This window comes from Streptomyces sp. NPDC036815 (assembly GCF_055609205.1).
Map to the genome: position 1 here is coordinate 81,610 of NZ_JBVJPW010000011.1, position 21,079 is coordinate 102,688.

At 67.4% G+C, this 21,079-nt stretch carries 18 protein-coding genes; 13 read left to right on the top strand and 5 right to left on the bottom strand.

The features are described from left to right. Positions 1–568: 568 nt before the first annotated feature. Positions 569–2,497: a hypothetical protein gene (locus tag ACZ69I_RS22910; protein ID WP_470834246.1), complete on the top strand. Its 1,929-nt coding sequence runs from the start codon at positions 569–571 to the stop codon at positions 2,495–2,497. 82 nt (positions 2,498–2,579) lie between these two features. Beyond that, positions 2,580–3,221: a DUF6461 domain-containing protein gene (locus ACZ69I_RS22915; protein ID WP_467677316.1), complete on the top strand. Its 642-nt coding sequence runs from the start codon at positions 2,580–2,582 to the stop codon at positions 3,219–3,221. 341 nt (positions 3,222–3,562) lie between these two features. On the opposite strand, the gene ACZ69I_RS22920 is transcribed toward ACZ69I_RS22915, so the two are convergent. From ACZ69I_RS22920 to ACZ69I_RS22935, 4 genes are all read right to left on the bottom strand, one after another. Next, positions 3,563–3,895, bottom strand: a complete 333-nt coding sequence (locus tag ACZ69I_RS22920) for a hypothetical protein (RefSeq protein ID WP_467677314.1) — start codon at positions 3,893–3,895, stop codon at positions 3,563–3,565. Positions 3,896–4,047: 152 nt separating this feature from the next. After that, the gene (locus ACZ69I_RS22925) at positions 4,048–4,335 is read right to left on the bottom strand and encodes a hypothetical protein (protein ID WP_467677312.1); all 288 of its coding nucleotides are present in this window, start codon (positions 4,333–4,335) and stop codon (positions 4,048–4,050) included. A gap of 407 nt (positions 4,336–4,742) precedes the next feature. Beyond that, on the bottom strand, positions 4,743–5,312 hold the full coding sequence (locus ACZ69I_RS22930; RefSeq protein ID WP_467677310.1) for a GNAT family N-acetyltransferase: 570 nt from the start codon (positions 5,310–5,312) through the stop codon (positions 4,743–4,745). Between the two features lie 24 nt (positions 5,313–5,336). Further along, positions 5,337–6,662 carry a hypothetical protein gene (locus tag ACZ69I_RS22935; RefSeq protein ID WP_470834248.1) on the bottom strand — a complete coding sequence of 442 codons (1,326 nt, stop codon included), beginning with the start codon at positions 6,660–6,662 and terminating at the stop codon, positions 5,337–5,339. Between the two features lie 267 nt (positions 6,663–6,929). On the opposite strand from ACZ69I_RS22935, the gene ACZ69I_RS22940 reads away from it, so the two are divergent. The 11 genes from ACZ69I_RS22940 (at position 6,930) to ACZ69I_RS22990 (ending at position 18,121) form a co-directional block, all read left to right on the top strand. Continuing rightward, positions 6,930–7,451, top strand: coding sequence for a hypothetical protein (locus ACZ69I_RS22940; RefSeq protein ID WP_467677306.1), 522 nt, complete (start codon positions 6,930–6,932; stop codon positions 7,449–7,451). Continuing rightward, positions 7,448–7,867, top strand: a complete 420-nt coding sequence (locus ACZ69I_RS22945) for a DUF6415 family natural product biosynthesis protein (protein WP_467677304.1) — start codon at positions 7,448–7,450, stop codon at positions 7,865–7,867. The genes ACZ69I_RS22940 and ACZ69I_RS22945 overlap by 4 nt, the downstream gene beginning before the upstream one ends. Then, on the top strand, positions 7,860–8,315 hold the full coding sequence (locus ACZ69I_RS22950; RefSeq protein ID WP_470834249.1) for a DUF6302 family protein: 456 nt from the start codon (positions 7,860–7,862) through the stop codon (positions 8,313–8,315). The genes ACZ69I_RS22945 and ACZ69I_RS22950 overlap by 8 nt, the downstream gene beginning before the upstream one ends. 1,100 nt (positions 8,316–9,415) lie before the next feature. Then, on the top strand, positions 9,416–10,438 hold the full coding sequence (locus ACZ69I_RS22955) for a dTDP-glucose 4,6-dehydratase (protein ID WP_470834251.1): 1,023 nt from the start codon (positions 9,416–9,418) through the stop codon (positions 10,436–10,438). After that, positions 10,438–12,639 carry an aminotransferase class I/II-fold pyridoxal phosphate-dependent enzyme gene (locus tag ACZ69I_RS22960; protein WP_470834253.1) on the top strand — a complete coding sequence of 734 codons (2,202 nt, stop codon included), beginning with the start codon at positions 10,438–10,440 and terminating at the stop codon, positions 12,637–12,639. Before ACZ69I_RS22955 ends, ACZ69I_RS22960 begins: the two co-directional genes overlap by 1 nt. Then, entirely contained in the window at positions 12,636–13,106 is a 471-nt protein-coding gene (locus tag ACZ69I_RS22965) for a low molecular weight protein-tyrosine-phosphatase (protein ID WP_470834254.1), read from the top strand. Before ACZ69I_RS22960 ends, ACZ69I_RS22965 begins: the two co-directional genes overlap by 4 nt. Positions 13,107–13,170: 64 nt before the next feature. Then, complete coding sequence (locus tag ACZ69I_RS22970; protein WP_467677296.1) at positions 13,171–13,899, top strand: GntR family transcriptional regulator; 729 nt, start codon at positions 13,171–13,173, stop codon at positions 13,897–13,899. A 133-nt stretch (positions 13,900–14,032) separates the two neighbouring features. After that, positions 14,033–15,241, top strand: coding sequence for a UDP-N-acetylglucosamine--N-acetylmuramyl-(pentapeptide) pyrophosphoryl-undecaprenol N-acetylglucosamine transferase (locus ACZ69I_RS22975; RefSeq protein ID WP_470834256.1), 1,209 nt, complete (start codon positions 14,033–14,035; stop codon positions 15,239–15,241). Positions 15,242–16,189: 948 nt separating this feature from the next. Continuing rightward, positions 16,190–16,405, top strand: coding sequence for a hypothetical protein (locus ACZ69I_RS22980; RefSeq protein ID WP_470834258.1), 216 nt, complete (start codon positions 16,190–16,192; stop codon positions 16,403–16,405). A gap of 7 nt (positions 16,406–16,412) precedes the next feature. Further along, on the top strand, positions 16,413–17,300 hold the full coding sequence (locus tag ACZ69I_RS22985) for a helix-turn-helix domain-containing protein (RefSeq protein WP_470834260.1): 888 nt from the start codon (positions 16,413–16,415) through the stop codon (positions 17,298–17,300). A 2-nt stretch (positions 17,301–17,302) separates the two neighbouring features. Then, positions 17,303–18,121: a hypothetical protein gene (locus ACZ69I_RS22990; RefSeq protein WP_470834262.1), complete on the top strand. Its 819-nt coding sequence runs from the start codon at positions 17,303–17,305 to the stop codon at positions 18,119–18,121. Between the two features lie 451 nt (positions 18,122–18,572). On the opposite strand, the gene ACZ69I_RS22995 is transcribed toward ACZ69I_RS22990, so the two are convergent. Beyond that, positions 18,573–20,936, bottom strand: coding sequence for an NACHT domain-containing protein (locus ACZ69I_RS22995; RefSeq protein WP_470834263.1), 2,364 nt, complete (start codon positions 20,934–20,936; stop codon positions 18,573–18,575). Between the last annotated feature and the right edge of the window lie 143 nt (positions 20,937–21,079).

Below are 21,079 nucleotides of genomic sequence, written 5' to 3' on the forward strand. Positions count from 1 at the left end.
GCAGGAGGAACAGACAGTTGTTGGCACATCCGGTCCAGGAGCCGTGGAGGTGCAGGACATTAGGCATGGCCTGTCAATGGTCACTGCCAGACTCTGGGTATGACGTGCCGTTACTTTGTGACACTCAGAGGGCATTTTGACCCGTCGTTTCATCCCGTTCCGCGTAGTTGATGTGGTTCATACTCCTCGCCAGGTTGGTGTGGATTCGCGGGTGAGGCGGCGGGTCATGAGGGCGATCATCGCGATGTAGATCATGACGGTGGAGCGGGTGACGGAGGCTCAGTTTCTTCACAGCACTCTCACAGGGTTGTGACCCCCTGCCCGCAACCGTGTTCATCGTCACGTCCGCTACAGGGTGTTCAAGGGATGTGTCCCGGTTGGTGTCCTTGCCGCCCCAGAACAAGCACCCGTAGAACGTTCCAGCGCGACAAAACACATCCGATCAGCCCTGCCCAGAAACACACATACGGCGGGGCCAGAGGGGACTTTTCTCTTGTCTGGAAGATCCGCAAGAAGTCGCATTCTGTCACGACTCGCTCTCAGTGCCTGCTCGATCTTGCTCTTAGGTATGGGCAACGTGGCCGCCGCTGACAGCGGTGATGGCACTCCCGACTGGGACTATGCGCCGTCCTCACGGCCTGCTGCCGGCCCGGAGAAGCTGGCCGCGGCCGCCAACAGCCACCGGCCCGTCTCGGGGAAGAACCAGAAGGCCGGTCCGCCGTCCACCAAGGACTCAGCTGGTGTCTGGCAGGTGAACCGCACCAACGTCACGCTGAGCAACACCGTCACCGATGCCGATGGCGATAAGGCGGACTTGACCTTCGAGGTCTACACGACCGACGCCAGCGGCAATCCGAAGGCGCAGGTGAAGCTCACCGACCCCGATACCGGGAAGCCTGCGGACTTCGGGGTGGTGGTGTCCGAGTACGTGACGTCCGGCGGTAGGGCGGAGGTGACGCTCGCCTATGGCGATCTGAAGACGAACACCACCTACGCCTTTCGCACCAGCGCCTTCGACGGCACCCTCTACGAGACCGACTGGTCGTCGTGGACGAAGTTCCACACCCGCGGCCGGGCGGTGAGTATCACGCTGCCAGAGCCGAACAAGGACGCCCCGGTTCTGGATCAGGACGACTACCAAAAGCCGCAGCAGATTCCCCAGCCCTCCATGGGGGCGGTCGACCCCACCGTGCCGCCCATCGGACGCAGTGCCGATGACGGCTGGAACTGCGGGAAGGTCAATCCGAAGACGGACATACAGCCGTGCTCGCGGTTGGTTCCGGACACCAGCAAGCGCACCCGCGACGCCCTCACCAAGGGGTCGAATGCGGATCTGCCGCACCTGGTCGACTGGTGCAAGACCTATGTCAACTCGCACATCAAGCGGTATGAGGCCTGCATATCGTCCTTCAACTTCGAGTATGTGGGCATCGTCGTCGACAAGGACGGCAAGCCCACCGGTGAGACGTTGAACGCTACCTGGGCCCTTGGGCAGGAGGTGAAGCTGGCGTCGAACTCCGCGACGTTCACGCAGCAGCTCACGCTCGTGCCCCTATCGATCGACGAGAAATTCGGCTCGGTGACGCTCGACGTCCGGTTCAACTGCATGATGCCCGACAAGTGCTCGAACGGCCCGCAGTCATGGGACGGGGCCCTGGAATGGACGGGGCTCGACCCGTTCTCGCACACCGCGGTCGGGAAGATTGACCACACCTGGAACGCGGCGAACAGCTCCGAGTTGCTGGACCTGTCGACGAAGATCAGCGCCTACTCTCCGGTGGCGAACCCGGCAGCGTCCCGGTGGGAGGCCGAAGGCGCCGAGATCCGCTGCGACAAGATTTCCTCGACCACTCCGGGCTGCACGTTCCACAAGTACATCCCGACGTGGGTGATGAACTTCGACAAGACACCGCCGGCCGTCGCACACGCGTGGCTGATCCAGTCCAAACTGCCCACGCACCCTGGCAGCAAGGCCGCCAACAAGCCGCTGTTCTTCCTGCCCTCCAAGGAAAAGAACCAGCCCAAGCGCGACCCGGACGACAACCGCAAGGTGATCTGCCCCGATGACTGGGCCAAGGTCTACGGCAACCCGGATGCCACCAAGGTCACCGAGATCAGCTCCACCGACAAGGTGTCCTGTGACGAGTTCGCCTACGCCGCCAGCTACAACTCCGGCGGCATGCCCACCGGCATGGGTGGCATGAACGAGGTCGACACCGGCAACGACTGCGTGCAGACCTATGCCACCCGGGTCAAGCAGGGCGAATGGCACCTGTACGACGACGTCCGCACGGCTGCTCCTACGTGGAAGGAGAAGTGCGGCCGCTCCGCCATGTCCGGCTGGATCAACTCCACTTCAATGGGCGGAGCGTTCAGCGGAGGCTTCTCAGGCAAGTACCGCCTGCTGGACAAGGATCCCTACTGGGTGGAATTCCCCCAGTTCGCGCATTGCGACGCAACCAAGGTGACCGTGGCCTGCACGGTTCCCAAGCCATAGGTTTGTGAACGCTGGTGGGGCCCGGTGCATAGCCACCGGGCCCCACCAGCCCCAAGTCTCCGCCCGAAGAGAGAAAGTGGCCATGCCTGACAGCCTTGCGTGGATCGCCGATGCGTGGCGCGCCGCGAACATGAATGCCGGCGATCTGTACATCACCTGCGCCCGCGGCCTCAGCCCGCAGCAGCTGGCCGAGCGTATGGCCGATCACGAGCCGGTGGAGATCCAGCCCGGCGCCACCCTCCAGGAGGCATCCGCCATGGTCGACTTGGCGCAGGTCTACTGCGCGGGACGCATCGGCCAAGCCGGCGACTGGGCGTTCATCGTGGAAAGCGGTGGCAGCGAAGGCTGGGCCCTGGACCCGGCCGTCTCCCGCGGCGCCGAGGTACTCATCTTCGATCCGCGTCCGGACGACCCGCCCTCCTTCTTCAGCTACCACGCCGACGGCGAGGTACAGCTGCACTTCGAACTGGGCGCTGGCTACTCCCCCGCCGGAGCCCAGCCCGACCTGCTGCGCCCAGCCCTCGAGGCGGCCGGAGTCATCGCTCCCCAAGGCTCCATCGACGACATGCTCGGCCCGGACGAGGAACTTTCGACACAGGAGCAACAACACCGGGCACTGACGGTCATCGGCGAGCACTTCGGACTGTCCCTGCCGCAGCACACCATCGAGAGCGGACGCCTCCCCGCCCTCATCACCCGCACCGCGCCCCCATCCTCCTGGTAAGAGAGACGTGGGTCGTGGAGAACAGCCAGCGCCGGCCCAGGGCAGCCGTGCACCAATCGGAGCCGCGGCGGCAGCGGACGGCATCCTCCACGCAGGTGATGGCCTATCCACCGATCGGCCCGCGGTCCTTCAGGCGCGCCTCGCGCGCAGCTCCTCATATTCCGGGTAGGCCAGCTCCGGGGCAGACTGCGGGAGCACGGGGCCATTGACGACGCGACGAGGCATCGGGGGTGGGCGCGGGCCCCTGAGCTGCTGGCGCAGATGCAGCGGCACCGTCTCCCACGTCGGGCCGGCCGCCCCGGGCAGCAGTCGGCCCTGGGCAGCCCCGGACTCGGCCAGCATCACTGTGGCAAGGTCCGGAAGCGTGCGTTCACGCTCCGGATCCGGCCCAGGTTCGGGTGAGGAGGGGGCTGGTCGCCAACCGGGGCGCGGTGCATGGTTGGTTGGCCGACGGCCCGCCGTACGCGCACCCAGCCCGCCTCCCGGACAGCCGTCTCGGCCACCGAGCGCTCCGGGCTGAACCCCGCCGAGACCAGCAGGTGTGGCGGGCGCAATTCCTCCACGGCACGGAGGGCGGCGGCCGCGGTGACGTCGTGGCCCTGGACGAACCACCTGCCCATCTCCGCGTTCTCGCCGCACCCGCAAAAACAGACCCGTTCCCTCTTCTCCGTCACGACCCGGGACCCTAACTGCTTCAGCAGCCCTATATCAGTCAAGCCACGCCAACTGGCCTCGGTCTGTTCGCCATTTCGGGTGAGCCGTTCGCCGTTGGCAGCGCCAGTTGCCCACCCGCAACGGCGCAGCCTCACCGATGCACATGCTCGGCCTAAGGGGCCAGGTCAAGGACTACCCAAACCTGACGGCCCTCCTCGGTCATTTCCGTGCCGCAGCTCACCGCGCCCAGCTCGTGCAGCCGCGGCAGCACCTCGCTGGCGAGCTCGGGCGGCTGTGGCTGGTGGCTATAGACCAGGATGAGCGCATGGTGGTCCTGCTCGGCGAGATGAACGCTGACGTGCCGGCCGCCATCGGCCACCACAGTGGACACAAGATGCAGGGTCAGCGCCTCCAGCGTGGTGGGCGGCTTAAGCCCCCACTTCACCAGCTTGCCAGTCACCTCTGCGTAGGCCTTCTTAGCGGCCCATGGCTGCGCTTCCAGCGTCCAGTTTCCCCCCGGCCGATTCTTCATCACCGGCCGCCCGCCCCGACCACAGCGCTGCGGCACTGGAAGGGAGGGAACTGCCAAACGCGTCTGCGGCGGAGGCGGCGACGGTGACTTCTTTGGCGGGTAGTCGGGACGCGGCCTGACGGCTTCGGGGTCCGAGTGTGGCGTTTCCATGTCGGCCTCCAGGCCCGTCACGGTCAGTTGTTCAACTTGCCCACATAGCCAAATCTATCGCCCTCGCACCCAGCCAGACGAACAAGCTGCTACCGCAGAGCGCACGCTGAAATCGCAGGCCCGCAGCCCGTACAGCCTTGGCCGCCGGGCGCCGCTCTCCGACCTTGTAAGCGGAGCCTGCTGGTCTAGGTTAGCGGGCGGGATGTCGGCTGGACTGACCATTCCCGTTCGAGGATTGCGTGCACGACAGAGTCGCGCCAGCGGCCAGCCTTCTGGATGTGCTCGCGAATTGTGCCCTCCTCGACAAGTCCAGCAGCGGTCATTGTCTTGGCGGAGTGCTCGTTGAGCGGAGACCGAGCGCCCCAGATCCGGTGAAGTCCAAGACCGCCGAACCCGAGGTCAAGGAGGAGCCGGACCGTTTCCAAGCCGTAGCCGACCCCCCAGGTGTCAGGGCGCAGGGCGAACCCGAATGTGGCGGCGCGCTGTTGATGAGGATCCGCGGCAAGGCGGGTGAAGCCGATCACCTCACTGCTGACTCGCTCGACGACCGCGAGCGCGTACTCGGTGCGGGGCGTCGTAGTGGCCGAGGTGATTGAGCGAGCCACGATGGACTCAACCTCTGCGCGGCTACGAGGTTCAAAGGACAAGTGTTCCGTTGCCTCTGGACTTCCGTAGATCGCGAACACCGCGTCCGCGTCCTCGATGGAGAATTCTCGGAGGGCCAGACGCGGGCTCGAACGCTCGACCGGGTACATGCCCGGGACTCTACCCGCGCGGCGCTAATGAGGCAGTGCAGGCCGACGCGCAGGGAACTGCTCCAGCTCCTCCCGCAGTTCGCGTGCCACGAGAGCAGAACTCGCGGGACTCTGGACGAGTGCCTGCCGGACACGCTGCGCAGAGACGACGATGCCGTTGTTCCGATGCGTACTGGGCAGGTCGAGGACAGGCCGGACCGCTTCTGCCGCCCCCTCCAACTCGCCGCTGTGCAGTCGGATGAGCGCTAGGTCGCATTGCGCGCCGGCGAGGTCTCCGAAGGCCCAACTCGGCGAGCGGGGATCGCTGAGGCCCTGCACGGCGAATTCCGCTTGCTCGGAGAGGTCTGCGCCACCCTCGCCAAGGAGCGCTGCGGATTCCACAACGTAGTAGAGCTGCTTCTCCGAGGCGTAGGTGAGCAGTCCGCCCAGAGCGTCCAGGTCGTCCAGCACGACGTGCTCGCGCCGGTCCGTGGCTTCGCGGTTCGCTGCGGCCACGGCCTGCGTATCACCCAGGACGGCCGCGGATCGCGCTTGCAGGCCCAGGAGCCATAGCGCGACAGTCCCTTCGAGACGGCCCGCGGTCGCGGATCCCTGCCTGGCGTAATGCAGGGCATCTCCGGTCTTCCCAGCCCAGTACGCGATGAGGGACTTCAGGCCGTCTACCAGGGCAATGAGCCCAGCGTGCTCCGCCTCCTTGGCGCAGAACCCCGCCACGCGGGTCATCGTCATGGCCTGGTCCGGGTCTTCCATGTCGTTGAACCCCTTGGCGACGAGGAACGACAGGATCCCTGCGTTGAAGTGGAGATCGCGAAGCTGCGTCGGCCGGGCCCTGCCCCCTTCCAAGATTCGGAAGGTCTCGTCCTGCGCCGTCAGCAGGTCCTGCCAGATCGCCGCGAGGGGTTCGCGCGGGTATGCGGCGACGAGCCGTGCGACTTCCTCGCTGAGGAACCCGAGGGTGTCATCGCCCACCCTGTCGCGATCTGCTCCGAGAACAAACTCCTTTGCGCGCCGTGCAGCCATCACGCCCGTCCTTCTCATCTCGTTTAGGGCCATGCCGGACTCGGCATGGTCTTCAGTCAGTGGAGGGCCAGCCAAGGCGGCGATCTTCGGCTCCGATCCCGCGGGAACTTCTGTCCAGAGGTTCTCGATGCTGTATCCGAGCATCTCGACGAGAACGGGGCGGAAGACCTTGATCGGTTTCCGCCCGTCGTATAGCCACCCCTGAAAGGTCTTTGGAGCCGGGTCTACGTCCGTCATGCCGAGTCGCTTGGCAGCCTTCCGGTACGGCGGAAGGAACTCCTCGTGGCTTCGGATGCCGAGTGATTCAAGGACGTGCCGAAAGAACAGCATGTCGCCCTTCCCTCCCGTTGGCTCAGGCCGTCACTGCCTTCGACAGTAGAACGTCTCCCTCATCAACTTGCCCCGTACAGAGGCCATTTAGCTGGTCCGAGGACGAGGTCAGGACAAGCCGAGGACAAGGCGAGGAATGGCACCAACTTGATACGCAAAGCCGAGGACAAGGTGGGGGTAGAGCCGTCCCGCCGTAGTTGCAACGCTCGTGTCACACCTCGCTGTGAGTGCCTGAGCGAATACACACCCGTGGCCCAGGGAGCCCCTGTGACCCCACAGACACACAAAAAGATTCCTGCATCACCTGCCACCACCGTGCGGGACCTTCCTCTCACCGACGCCTCGGTACGCGAGTGGTCGACGACGGTCGGGATGCGCGATCCCATCGGATGGACCCTCGGCCAGCTCGCGGGAATAGCTGCAGGAAATGCCCGGGTCTACAGCCGGACGCACCTCACCCTGCTGTGTTGGCCCGGAGACGTAGAGAAGGCGGCCCGAGTCGCAGCCGTACTCGTCGACAACGCTGTCCGGCATGGCAACACCGTCCGGGTTCCGATGCGTCTCGCCGTAATCGAGACGGGCGAGCTCCTTATCGAGGCAACGGACCAGCTGCCGACATTCCCCGGGTATGAGGACGCCGTGCGATGGGAGCCGGCTGGGCTCGAACGCCGTAGGCCTGGCCTGTGGCAGGCGAGACACGTCGGCGCGATGCTCGCGTTTGCGACGACCGAGGACGGCCGGACCAAGACGGTGCAGGCCGTGCTTCGACCGACCGGGGCGGAACAATGAGCAGCGTCACCGCCCGTCGGCCCGTCGCGAAATCGAAACCTCCGCTCGACGCCGATGCTCTGGCGCGCGTGCTGGTGGCGCTCTCGCGGAAGTTCCCCCATGCCGAGGAGATCTTCGATGACCTCGACATGGCGATCGGCAGCCAGTTGCCGCCTCCGGCCGTGGTCACCACCCTGGTTGAGCGCCTGCGCGAGCACCTGCAACGGCTCAGCGAGGCGGCAGTAGCCGTTCCGAGGTTCCCGCCGACCTCGGAACAGCTCAGCATCATCAAGCGGGGTGAGCACGTGCGGGACGAGGTGACGCCGGAGGGCTACGTGCCCGCTCTTGGACTCGCTAGGCGCCTGGCGTTCGTGGTGGAGGAGCTGACCGAAACGCTCCTCAAGACCAAGGCGATCAGGGACTCCGCCGATGCATGACCCAAGAATCGCCAAACATCCCCCGGTGGACTGCGTCATCGTTCTCGCGCCGCGGGAGGCGTACGACTATGAGTACTACGTCCAGCGGATCGCGGACCCTCAGCTTCTGGAGAAGAGCCCGGCTCTGCGCACGATGAGGATCCCCTTCCTTGCTGTACCGGTCGGTGGCACCCGCCGCGGCGGAGATTTCCCCGTGTCCTGCACCTGCCTGGCGCTGAAGATCCTTGAAGCACTCCGGGAACACTCCGGCTTCCCGACCCCGCGCCTGGGGCACTCCCCGGCAGACGGTGACGTCGTCGAATGGGGAGAGCGGCCGCCGACGCTGTGGGGCTGCACGGACGACGACGTCCTCGGGCACTTCTACGGCTACAGCGAGGCGGCCATCCACCGCAGCACCGCTGCCCGCACGGTCGGTCTGAACCCCCAATCCCCCTGCTCGGTGTACTGACCGCTCGGCTCCTCCGCGGCTGCGTAGCCCACCGAACAGGACTCGAACCCATATGAAAAAGGCGCGACGATGAAGCTGAACTGGCCTGCTCTTCGACGCTCCCCGCTCGGGGCGTATCCGCCCCGGACTGCGCCGCCCGGCCGCCCGGGGGCCGCTCACCGCGAGAGGAGGAACACAAACGCACGACGAGAGCACCCGATCCCGTACATCACGGCCCGCGAGGGCGAGGTCGACAAATCCCTCTCCGCCTTACGCACTTCCTTCAGCAGCGCTGGCGGCAGCCGCATCAGCTACGTGGACCAGAGGCCCGGGGACCGCGATGTGCAGGGCGCGTGTTGTGGGCGCGGGTTTCGCAGTCCCTCGACTCGTGCGGAGCGCTGACCGGCGCGCCGCGTTGGCGGACGGTCAATCCCGCCTGGCAGCGCGAGACGATGCTGAAGCTGTCGTGCCAGTTCAGCCCGCCAGGACGCCTGAGGGGATCTTGTTCCTCCACAGCGCTGAGGACAGCATGCCTGAGGCCAAGGCCCAGACCGCGATCCGCACCGCCCGGCCGCCGTTCTGCGTCGAGCACGCCCGCAAGGCACCTCTGCGGTACTCCCTCCTGTCCAGGCACGGGTACGTCGCGCTGCTGGCGCAGAGCGCCCCCCTGTACGGCGTCATCGGCACGCCCTACCGGTACAACACCGTCAACCGCAGCATCCAAGTCATGGCGAGTGATGGCGTGCCGGTGCCATACGGCGACGGCGCCCTGGACTGGATGGCGGCCGCCCAACTCATGCGCGCCTTGCGGCCATTCACCGTCGTCAACCTCGACGAACTCCCCGCTCTGTCTCGGGCGGACACAGAATCGCCGGTCTCCGCCGGGAGGGCCTTGGCCCCGGCCGGGATCGGTGCACTACCCCCGGTCGGGTGGGGAATGGGCACCTCACCTGACCGGTACACCGTGTGCTCGTCGCCGGCCAGCGTGAGGCGAGCGCACGGACGGGCCCCTCCCCCTGTAGGGGCCCCTCCTGGGTGCCGCGCTTTTGAGTGCGGGCGCGGCACCCAGGACCCACCCGTCCCTCTCCGCCTCTCCCTACCCTTCAGATCGAGGTCAGGACATGGAGAATGTGCTCGTGACCGGCGGAGCCGGGTTCATCGGCTCCCATTTCGTGAAACGGCTCCTGCAAGCCGACGACGTCGCCCGGGTGACGGTCCTGGACGCGCTCACCTATGCGGGGAACACACCGAATTTGGGTGAGGCCTTCCTCTCGCCCAAGCTTGAGTTCGTCCAGGGCAACATCCTCGACAGGGTGCTGGTCACCGAACTCGTGTCGTGCCACACGGCGGTGGTCCACTTCGCTGCCGAGTCACACGTGGACCGCAGTTTCCTGGAGGCCGGCACGTTCCTGATGTCGAACGTGGTGGGCACCAGCATTCTCCTGGAAGCCGCCAAGCGCACCGCTGTGGAGAAGTTCGTGCACGTCTCCACCGACGAGGTCTACGGCTCGCTGCCCGAAGGCGCCGCGGGAGAAGCAGACCCGCTGAACCCCACCATGCCCTACGCCGTGTCCAAGGCCGCCAGTGACCTGGTGGCGCTCTCCGCGTACCTCACGGACGGCGTGCCGGTGTGCGTGACCCGCAGCTCCAACAACTACGGGCCCGGCCAGCACCCGGAGAAGATCATCCCTCTGTTCGTGACGAATCTCGTCAAGGGCGTACCCGTCACTTTGCACGGCCGTGGCGAGCACGTCCGCAACTGGCTTCATGTCGAGGACAACTGCGCCGGTATCGAGCTCGTGCTGCGGGACGGTACGCCGGGCGAGATCTACAACCTCGGCGGCGGCACGGACCTGACGAACAAGGAGCTCACCGAGCGGATCCTGCGCCTGTACGGGGCGAGCTGGGAGCTGGTGACCTACATTCCCGACCGTCAGGCGAATGACCTGCGTTACGCCATGACCTGGTCGAAGGCCGCCGACTCCCTGGGGTATCAGCCCGGACGTGACTTCGATGAGGGCCTGGCCGAGACTGCGGACTGGTACCGGCAGCACCCCGACCGGTGGGCGCCCCTGCGCCGTAACCCCGCCGCCCCGATGGCGCAGATCCAGGTGCCCCGCCCCGCGCTGGACGGCCCCCGGTGATGCACCCTGCACGGCGCCCGCGCCGCATCCTGGTCACCGGCGTCGGCGGTGCCCCCGGCCTCGACCTCGCGCGGCAGCTGCTGCAGCTGGGCTGCGAGGTCATCGCGGCCGACGCCAGCCCCCTGGCTCCCGGTCTTCTGCTCGCGCGGGTCACCCCGCGCGTGGTGCCGGTCGCCGGTGATCCGCGGGCTGCCGGCGCACTGCTCTCGCTCTGTAACGAGCTGCGCCCCGACGCCATCATGTCCACCGTCGAGGCGGAGCTGCCGCTCCTGTGCGAGCTCGCTGAGGAGTTGGGCGCCCTCGGCGCCAGGACGTGGCTGCCGGACCCGGCCGCCGTCACCGCGGCGCTTGACAAGGCCGCCTTCCACGACGTCCTGAGGCGGCACCACCTGCCCACCCCGCTCACCCTGCTCCCCGGGCAGGCCGACGCCGAGCTGACCGACGACGGCCGCGAGTGGGTGGTCAAGCCCCGGCGCGGGCAGGGCGGCCGGGACGTGCATTTCTGCTGGACCCGGGCCGAGGCGCATGCGCTGTGCGGCCTGGTGCCGGACCCGGTCGTCCAGGCCAAGGTCGAGGGCAGCGAATTCACCGCGGACTGCCTCGTCGACCGCGTCGGGCGCGCCTCGCTGGCGCTGCGCTGGCGTCTGCTCGTCAAGGGTGGTCTGGCGGTCGTGGCCAGCACCTTTGCCGACGAAGAGGTCAGCTCCCTGGTCACCGCGGCGCTGGGCGCTGTCGGTGCGGTGGGGCCGTGCTGCGTGCAGGGCTTCGTCTGTGACGAGCCCACATCGAATCGGGTCGTGCTGACCGAGATGAACATGCGCTTCGCGGGTGGCTTCCTGCTCTCCCAGGCGGCCGGTGCCGATTTGGTCCAGCAGGCGCTTAACGGCCTCTTCGGCGAGCCCGTCGACCACTCCCGGCTGCACTGCCGGCCGGGCCGGTACCTCACCAAGTTCACGGACACGCTGGCCGTGGGGGATGTTTCCACGCTGCCCGCCGACCGCTACGCCCCACGCGCCCCCAGCCCGCAAAAGGAGAGCAGTATGACCGCTACCCCACCCCGTAAAGTAGTTTCCGCGGCTGCGGGAAAGTGCGCCCAGCCCTACATGTACGGGGGCGAGGAGATGGCCGTCGCCGACGTGCTGCGCGGCGGCTACTACCAGCACGGGACGGCCACCACCCAGTTCGAGCAGGAGGTCGCAAAATTCCTCGGGGTACCCGACGCCGTCGCGGTCGCTTCGGGAACTGCCGCCCTGCACATCGCCCTGCGCACCGCCGGTGTCGGCACAGGCGATGAAGTCATCGTCCCCTCCCTGACGTTCTGTGCGACCATCCAGGCGATCATGGCCTGTGGCGCCCGCCCCCGCTTCATCGACGTCAATGCCAACACCCTGTGTGTGGAGCCCGCAGCGGTCGAGGAGGCCATCACCCCCTACAGCCGGGCGGTCGTTCCTGTCCTGTACGGCGGCCGCGCCGTCGACCTGACCGCGCTCGACACCCTCCTCACCGAGCGCGGGATCCAGATCGTCGAGGACGCCGCACACGCTTTCGGCTCCCACGAGGGCGCGGTGAGGGTCGGTGCGTCCGGGAAGCTCACGTGCTTCAGCTTCGGGCCGGTCAAGAACCTGACCTGCGGCCAGGGCGGCATGATCATCCCGCGGGACCTGCGCGAAGGCCGTCTTGCCCGCTCGCAACGCAACCTGGGCATCGTGCAGTCCGCGCAGGCGCGGACTGCGGCCACCAGCTACACGGTCGAAGGCCGCGGCATGCGGGCCCAGATGCCGAACATGAACGCCGCGATCGGGCGCATCCAACTGGCCCACTTCCCTCAGGCGATGGCCCAGCGCAAAGCGCTGTGGGCCTCCTATGAGCTCGCACTGCGCGGCATCGACGATGTCACCGTGGTGGACGTGGACGTGGAGCACTCCACCCCGTCGATGTGCGTCGTACACCTGCCCGCCCCGTACCGGGACCGTGTGTTCGGCCTCCTCAAGGACAAGGGCGTGGGGGTGGGCGTCCACTACCCGCCCAACCACCTGCAGCCCGCCTTCGAGGCGCTGGATCACAGGTCGCTGCCCGTCACCGAGAGGGTCGCCCGCCAGATTCTGACCCTGCCCTTCCACCAGCACCTGACCACCAGCGACGTCGTGCAGATCGCCGGTCTTCTGGAGCAGGCCCTGGCCACAGCAAAGGCAGACCGGTGACCGGCGGCGCCGAAGGACACCACCCGCGGCGGATCCTGACGGTCTGCCTGGGAAACTACTGCCGCTCCCCCGCAGCCGCGTGCATCCTCACCCACCACAGCGGCGCCGGACTCGAGATCCGTTCAGCAGGGATACGGGACAAGTGGGCAGGCCAGCCCGCCCACCCGCTGATGATCGAGGCCGCGGCCGCGCACGGCTACGACCTCACCGGCCACCGGGCCGCCCAGGTCACCACCGAGCTCTTGGAGTGGGCCGACCTCGTCCTGGCCATGGACCTGTCCAACGTGGTCGCACTCTGCGACCTTGCCACCTCGCGCACGCGCTCCAAGGTGCGCCTCTACCTCCCCGGCGAGGACGTGCCCGACCCCTGGGGCCGGCCCCGCGCCGCCTTCGACCGCTGTCTGACCGTCCTCGAAAACGGCGCGGCCCGCTACGTGCCCCGAACAGCGCACCCACCCCCGGCCTGAGAAGCACCCTCCGCACGCACGCCCAGGCCCTGTTTCCCGACGTAAAGGCACAGTTCACCAGACGATGACCGACCTCCATGACCTGCCACAGGAGACCCTGCGAAGGCTCCCCAAGAGCGCCCGCGCTCAAGCCCTTCAGCTCTATGCGGTACTGCTGGGCGAGATCCGCAGCGGGGATCTGGCGCCCGGCCGGGTGATCACCTATGCCGAGCTGGTCAGCCGTCACCGCGCCAACTGTGCGGTGGTCTCGGGCGCGCTGAAGCTGCTGCGCCATGACGGCCTGGTGGAAACCAGGCCCCGGCTGGGCACGCGCATCGTCGTCGAGGGCGAGAGGTGGACCGTGCCCGGCCAGGATGAGGACATGCCGCTCGCCGTGTACGTCGAAAAAGAGATGCGCCGCAGGCTCGCTGACCGGGTGTATCCGCCAGATACCCGGATACCGACCCTGGCGCTGCTCGCCGAGGAGTTCGGGGTGTCCGTCAAGACCGTCCGCACCGGTCTCGGCCCTTTGCTCGATGCCGGATTTCTGATCACGAAAGGACACAAGCAGGCCGGAACGAAGGTGACCAGGCGGGTCAACTGCACACCGCGTGCCGACCTGCTCACGCTGGCCGAGCGGCCCGCCCACCTCCTTGGCAAGCTCTACCCGGCATGGGGAGAGGCCAAGACACTCGCCGACTGGAGCCGCGACAAGCGGTGTGCGGTGTCCTACGGGACGCTGAAGGTACGGGTTATCGATCACAAGTGGCCCGTGAAACAGGCCCTCACCACACCAAGGAGGAGCCGCCCGTGAGTGGCACGGGCGGCTCCCCTCGGTGTGGGAGGCTCGCCCCTGCGCGATCCGAGGCTGGGCCCCTGCTCCCTGCGCCCCGATGAATCGTTTGGCACGGATCTCTCTCAACGCGACAGATGAGGAACCCCCTCTTGTGAACCACGACGTGAGCCTCCCCCGCCTGCCCACAGACCCGAGCCGCCCCTTCCGCCTCATCGTGACCGGCGGCGGGACCGGCGGTCACACCTACCCCGGACTCACCGCAGTCCGGACGCTCCAGAACCGTCTGACAGCCGCAGGCAGACCGCCGCTGGATGTGCTCTGGATCGGAACTGCGGACGGCCTGGAGGCTCGCGTGGCCCCCAAGGAGGGCATCGCCTTCGCGGAGGTCGCCACCGGTAAGATCCGCCGCTCGAAGAACCCCCTGAAACTGGCCTCGCCCGCCAACGTGCGGGACATGGTCCGGGTCCCGCTCGGCGTGGCCCAGGCCCGCAAGCTCGTCGCCGACTTCCACCCCGACGTCGTCCTGGCCACCGGCGGCTACGTCGCCGTGCCCGGCGGACTCGCCGCCCGCCTGTGCCGGCGCCCCCTGGTGCTGCACGAGCAGACCGTCCGCCTCGGCCTGGCCAACCGCAAGCTCGCCGGGGCCGCCACACGCATCGCCGTATCCTCGGAGTCCACCATCGCCCTGCTGCCCGAGACCGCCCGGCACACCGCGGTGGTGACCGGCAACCCTGTGCGGCCCGAGGTATTCAGCGGCCAAGCGGACAAGGCCATCGAGACGCTGGGACTCCAGGCGTTCGACCGCCGTCTGCCCACCGTGTACGTCACCGGCGGCGCTCAGGGCTCTCAGCAGATCAACGACGTGGTGATGGACTCCCTCCCCTGGCTTTTGGAGCGGGCCAACGTCATCCACCAGTGCGGCCGCGACCACCTGGGCGCCCTGCGCCAGCGCACTACGGAACGGCCCGGCGAGCTCGCCGGGCGTCACTACCTGACCGAGTTCGTCGGGCCCGAGCTGCCAGACGTCCTCGACCTGGCCGACGTCGTGGTCTCCCGCAGCGGCGCCGGCACCATCGCCGAGATGACCGCGCTCGGCAAGGCGGCCGTGTTCATCCCCCTGGCGACATCCGCAGGCAACGAACAGGCCCACAACGCACGACACCTGGCCGACGCGAACGCCGCGGTCGCCCTGCTCGACAGGGTGTCACCGCAGACCCTCCAGGGCGCCGTTGCACCGCTGCTGGCCGACCCCCAGTACCGCACCTCGATCGCCGACCGAGCCCGCGCCCACGGACGCCCCGACGCCGCAGACCGGCTCGTCGATGTCCTGCTCACAGCAGCCTGCGAGGGCTCGCCGTAGCCGCTGTACATGACTTGCCACAAAAGACCGTGCACCGCCTCCCCGAGACCTACCGTGCACAGATCTGCCAGCTCTAGGCGGTACTGGTGGACGAGATCCGGACGGAGGTATTGCAACCGAGCCGAGTGATCACCTACCCGGACCTGACGAGGCGTTTCGCATCTCGCTCGAGGTGGTGTGCTGCACGCTGCGCCTTCTGCCTCATGACGGGCTGGTGGAAACCAGGCTCCGCCTGGGCACGACACCCAACACGCCACACTGTTACAACGGGCGCCACGGCCCTCCCACCGCGGGACGCTTCACCAGGCATGGGACTGCAGCAAGACGCTCAGCGAGCGGGGCCGCGATGCGGGGTGTGAAGTGCCGTACGGGACGCTGAAGGTCAGGGCACCGTTAAAGGCGGCATCACCACACCCATTCGACCACGAGGGCGTACTCGCATTCCTGGACCGCGCGCACAGACACACCAATGAGTGTGCCGCCGCGGTACAGCCCGTGCTGGAAGCGCTCGGACCATTCCAGACAGCCGCGCGTGATGTGCGATCGTCGCGCCGGAGGACGCCGGCCGGGGGGGGTGGCCCCCTCGCGGCAAACGAGGGGGCCGTCTCCCGGACTGGGATCCCGCAGGGGCACCGTGCGAGTGCCCCTCGGGGCACGGGTGGGGTGCGCCTTCCCCTTCATTGGGCGCCGCAGTGGCAATGCGGCGCAAGCGGAATGCGGAACATTGCCCTTTCCGGGCCACAGCGTGCACGAACGCGCGAGAGACGACACGAAATCGCCCGTTCTGTGCCCTCTAAGAGGTCGCGCATTGTTCCCGGATCACCGATGGGCGAGTCCTGACACCGGTCCGCGCTCCATGCTGGGGCCCGGCTTCTCGACAGGGGGACGCGGCAAACGTCCGAGGAGCTGACCCCCACGGACTAGGAAACCGCCCTCAGAAGGAAGCCCATGACAAGCAGAACTGCCGTTGTCGCAACGGCGCTTGTATCGCTCGTCGCCCTGTGCCTGGTGATGATTGCTCTCGGCGAGACCGTCGCCGCAGCCATCACGCTTATCCCGTCAATCGGCTTCGGAGTACAGCAGATCCTGCAGGCCTACACCCAGCACACCGAAGCCCGGCGCACGGCCACCGACTCGCACGAGGGCGGGGAGTCCCCGCGGTGACCAGCCGATGCCGCCGACCGGGCCGGGTGGTCCGGCGCCGACCAGGCCGGGCCGCAAACTCGGGCCGATCATTCCCAGCGCGGGCACGGCCCACCGGGCCTGGCTCCAGCCGCTGCGGGATGCCTACCAGGTCAGCGGGGTGACCCTCGAACAGCTCGAACGCAGCATGGGCTGGTCCCGCTCCAAGCTCAGCGAACTCCTGCGCGCGGTAGGTCTCTACCCGCGCTGGGAGTGGGTGCGTTCCCTCATGCGCGCCCTGGGCGTTCCCGACTCATCAGTAGCCGCCCTGCGCGGCCTGTGGGTCATGGCCGCGCTCGAGGTGAACAAGCGCACCGTGTGGATCAACCGTTGCGTTGCCAAAGACTTCCCTGACAGCGAGCGGCCCGTGCATCTGAGTGCCTTCTACGAGCTGTATGGCGCCACCTACTTCCACTACGCCAACACCTTTCTGCGCAGCCCGGCAGACGCGCAGCGCGCCGTCAACGACGTCTTCTTCCTCCTCCAGGTCGTCTGGGATGACGCGCGCTCCAGCGACAACACCCCGCGCTTCGCCTGGCGCGTCCTGCGCGAGACCGTCATGGAACGCACCCCCCATCCCGACGGCTACCCCACCCTGGTCGAGTCCGCCTTCGACTCCCTCGCCCTGAACCAAGCCCACAGCAGCGCCGCCGAACTGCGCCAAGTCGAGGAAACCATGACCCTCTTCCAGGCCGTGCGCCGTCTGCCGCCCGGCCAGCTGGATGTCACCGTCCTCATGTACCTGCGCGGCATGCAGGACACGGACGTCGCCGACGTCCTCGGCCTTTCTGTCGGTCTGGTCCGCTCCACCGAGCTCCACGCCAGACGCAGCCTGAACGACCGCCTCTTCCCCAACCGCTCCACCCCGGAGGGATAACGGTGACCGCACCCATTGATCACCTTCTCGCCAGAGCCCGCCTCATCGACGCCCCCATCCCCACTTCCCCCGCCCCGTCCACATCCAGCGCCTCGCCCCCATGGATCTACTCCCCCATCCACCGGCGGGGTCGCGACAAGCAGGCACGGGACGCCGCCTGCGACCTGCACACCCTGTGCGAAACCGTGCTCACCCGCGCCGCACTGGATGCCCTGACCCAGGACTTCCTCACCCACGCGCTCCCCACCGAACCCGATGCCGCCCGCGTGCTGGGCTGCATCCTCCAGCTGGGCAACGTCCCCGACGCCGCTCGCTTCTGGTGGCAGTTCGCCGCCGGCGCCGGCGATCACATCGCCTCCTACTGCCTCGCCCTGCAGCACCAGTCCCTAGGCGAAGACACCGCCGCCGCCTGGTGGATGGAGCAGACGCCGGGCGCCACCGACCTCGACGAACACCTGCCCGCCACACCCGACCAGATTCCCGACATCCACCGGCCAGCGAGCTTGCCCACCACGCTACGGATCCTCAGCAGACTGAGGCCCAGCCGTCGCCTCCGTGCCCGACAACCCCTGCTCGCCGCCGTTATGGACTACGTCGTCTCCGCCATCAAATACGTCGACGACGACGTCGAACTCCCCCTGCCAGCACCTGAATTCGTCGCTCGCATCCGCGCCCTGACCGCCCCGGGCACTTTGCACCCCAGCCATTCGACCACTTCGGACCAGGACTCGGCCCCTCTGCCCGCCCGGCCCCGTGGCGGCCCCGCCCGTTCCGTCTACGGACGCCTCGTCCTGGTGGAGTACATCTGCGCCCCATCTTGATCCGCACACGAACGCGGTTGCCCTGCACCCGCCAAGCGTTCCGGCAGCACCCCTGCGGGGCCAAGCTCTGCCGGTGACACGGCGAAAGGCCTTTGAGAGCCTGTCTCTGAACCTTCTGATCGGAGGTTCAGAGACAGGCTCTCAACCCACGTCCCAGGTCTACCCCTCAAAAACTCCCGGGCTGCGGCCACGAGGTAACGACAGGCGCGCTGCACCGTAACCGTCTTCCAACAGGCGGGGATCCTGTGCACGGGTGCGGGCATTCCCGCTCATAGAAGCCGAGTTGAGGTGCGCGACGGCATTGCCGAAGCGGCCCGGACTGCCACGGACTGCGTCGTCACCTGCGCAGCCCCATTTCGTCGGTGCCCCACCAGGGTCGCCGGTGTCCTGCTGAAGTGCGGTCAGCCCCGGCATTCTCGCGAGACACGGATATGGTGATGCGGGGGAGCGATCACTGAACTAGATGTCGTTGGAGACCTTCCGCCTGAAAGCTGTAGAAGGACCCCTCCTGCCGCAGGATGCCGCAGGTGTGCAGTATGTCGAGGTAGCGCAGGAGTGCCCACGGCACGCGGTAGCGGGTCGTGAACCAGAGCATGCACACCACGTAGTTGGGCCAAGCGGTGTTGAAGGCGGCAACGATCACCCCGAGGGTGGCACCGAAGAGGATGCCGTGCACCGGACTGGGGGTGAAGGAGCTGCCGCTGAGCGAGCGCAGGAAATGTCCGAGGAAGGCGTTCAGTACCGCCAGCGCGGAGGTAGCGCCCGCCGCAACGCCGAGCACGCTCAGCGCGGCGAGCGCACGGTCATGACGATACAGCCGCTGTGGTGTGGCGGTCATTTCGGTCCCGGGCTGATTCAGCCACCGGATGATTCCGCCGGCGAGGCCGATGCCAAGGCCGACCACCGCGCCGAAGAATTCTGCGACGTGGAGCCCGTGAGACAGCCCGTGGGACAAGCCTCCGACGAATCCTCCCGCCGCGCCTACGGCTGCGGCCGCGGTGCCCGCGGCGACAAGATGTGGCAGCGGGTTCCCCTGCGGCCGGAACGTGGCGGTGGCCGGATACAGATCAGGGTGCGGGTCGGTCAGCAGACGCGCGGACGCCGTGGCCACGCCCAGCCCCATACACACCGCCATAAAGACGCCGAAGAGGCTGCGCGGCGGATCAGCGCCAGGCGCCCATACGGCAGCCGCTCCGCAGGTCATCAGCGCACTGACCGCACCTGCTCCGGCGATGACCACAGTGACGTGACGCCACGAACCCGCGGCGAGGATGGTCCGGGCTCCGAAGACCAAACCGACGACGGGCGCGATCTCCACCGCGTCTACGGCGGCGATCCGCCAGCCGACCCAGACGGTTCCGATAGCCAGAACGGCCGCGCTGGTGCTGGCCACCGCCGCCTTGATGCAGGCAGGACTACTGGTGTCCACACCCCGGCACATGCCCAGGACGACTCCGGTGATCACGCCCAGGGCGAAGCCTCGTGTCAGGCCTGCCGGCATGAACAGGCACAGCTGGTAGGCGGGAGCGGAGAGGGGCGCCATCGCGGTCCCGAACACGACCGGCGGCACCCGCGTGTACAAGCGCCACCACGCCATCGTCCGGGCTGTGGGCGGTTTCGACATTTCCGTGGCCATGCGGATGGCCAACCGCCGCGCTTTGCGGGCCCGTCGGGGGGCATCGTGGAACCGGTGATCGAGCACATCGTCCACGAACGAGGCGTACAGGACCTTCTTTCCCTCCTCGATCCCGTCGCTCGAGTGGCGGACGGCGTGCAGCAACCGGCCGGGCAGCGAGGTGTCCCTCAGCCCAGTGCGCACCAGCAGGTCCAGGTACAGCGGTCGGCTCAGCAGGTAGGTCAGGGCGGGCAATGTACCGCTGGCGAACTCGTTGCGGACCTCCAGCCAGGCGTCGCGGTGCACTTGGGGAACCAGTGCGTTCGAGACGATTTCTGCGGTCAGAGTGTCCAGGTAGTTGATGACGTGGTGGCTCGCCAGTAGCTCCAGCCGCAGGTGTTGCGCTCCGGACAGCAACGGCAGGGTGGGATCGGTACGGGTAAGCAGCACGACGGGCAGGTCGGCGGCGATGCAGTCCTGGATCTGTTCGAGGGCCGTGTCCTGAGCCTGGCCGTCCCGCAGTTCGTCAAGGCCGTCCAGGATGAGGAGTATTTTGTCGCTGATCAGGAGCTCCCGCAGCAGAGGCCGGGGCGTAGGCATGATTTCGCGGAGCCTGCGGTGCTCGGTGAGTGCTTGCCGCTCGAACCAGTCCGGGAATTTCTCGTCCTTCGGGCTCCAGGAGGCCAAGGAAAGGTACAACGGAATGTATGTCTCCCCTTTCGCCAGCTCGCTGGAGAGCATGACGGCGAAGGTCGTTTTCCCTGCCCCCGCATCACCGAAGATCATGGCTCGGCTGGGCATGCCCCCCGTGGTGAGTAGGTGAGCGACCTTCTCGCCGTACTCCTGGAAAGACCACAAGCCGGCGCACATCGGCAGAGCGGCTGGCGGACTGACGGACACATTGGTCAATGTGACGGGCATGAGTATCTGGCGGGTCAGGTCACGCCAGTCGCGCTCATCTATCCAGTACGCCCTGATGTCCTTGCGGAACTCGGGCAGGATGTCGGCCAAGGTCCGCTTGGCGGCGGGCTCCTGGATCAACGGCGAGAGCAAGACGATCACGACCGAGAGGACCGAGGACACGGGGTCGGCCTCGGACACCCCGTGGACGGACAGGGTGTAGACCAACCAGCCGCCCGCGCCCAGCCTCAGCGCCCACCTAAGCCAGTCCAATCCCGTGAAATGCTGCAACCTAGCCATGAGGCGTCCACCCCTTGCTCCTCATTTCCGAGGACGCTTCGCGCAGGGGTACAGGTTCCGCACAGAGTCGGGCATAGGTGGCACGCCGGGGGCGCGCGCTACGGTGCCGAGCGCCATCCGGCAGACCGGAGTCCAGCGGGTGG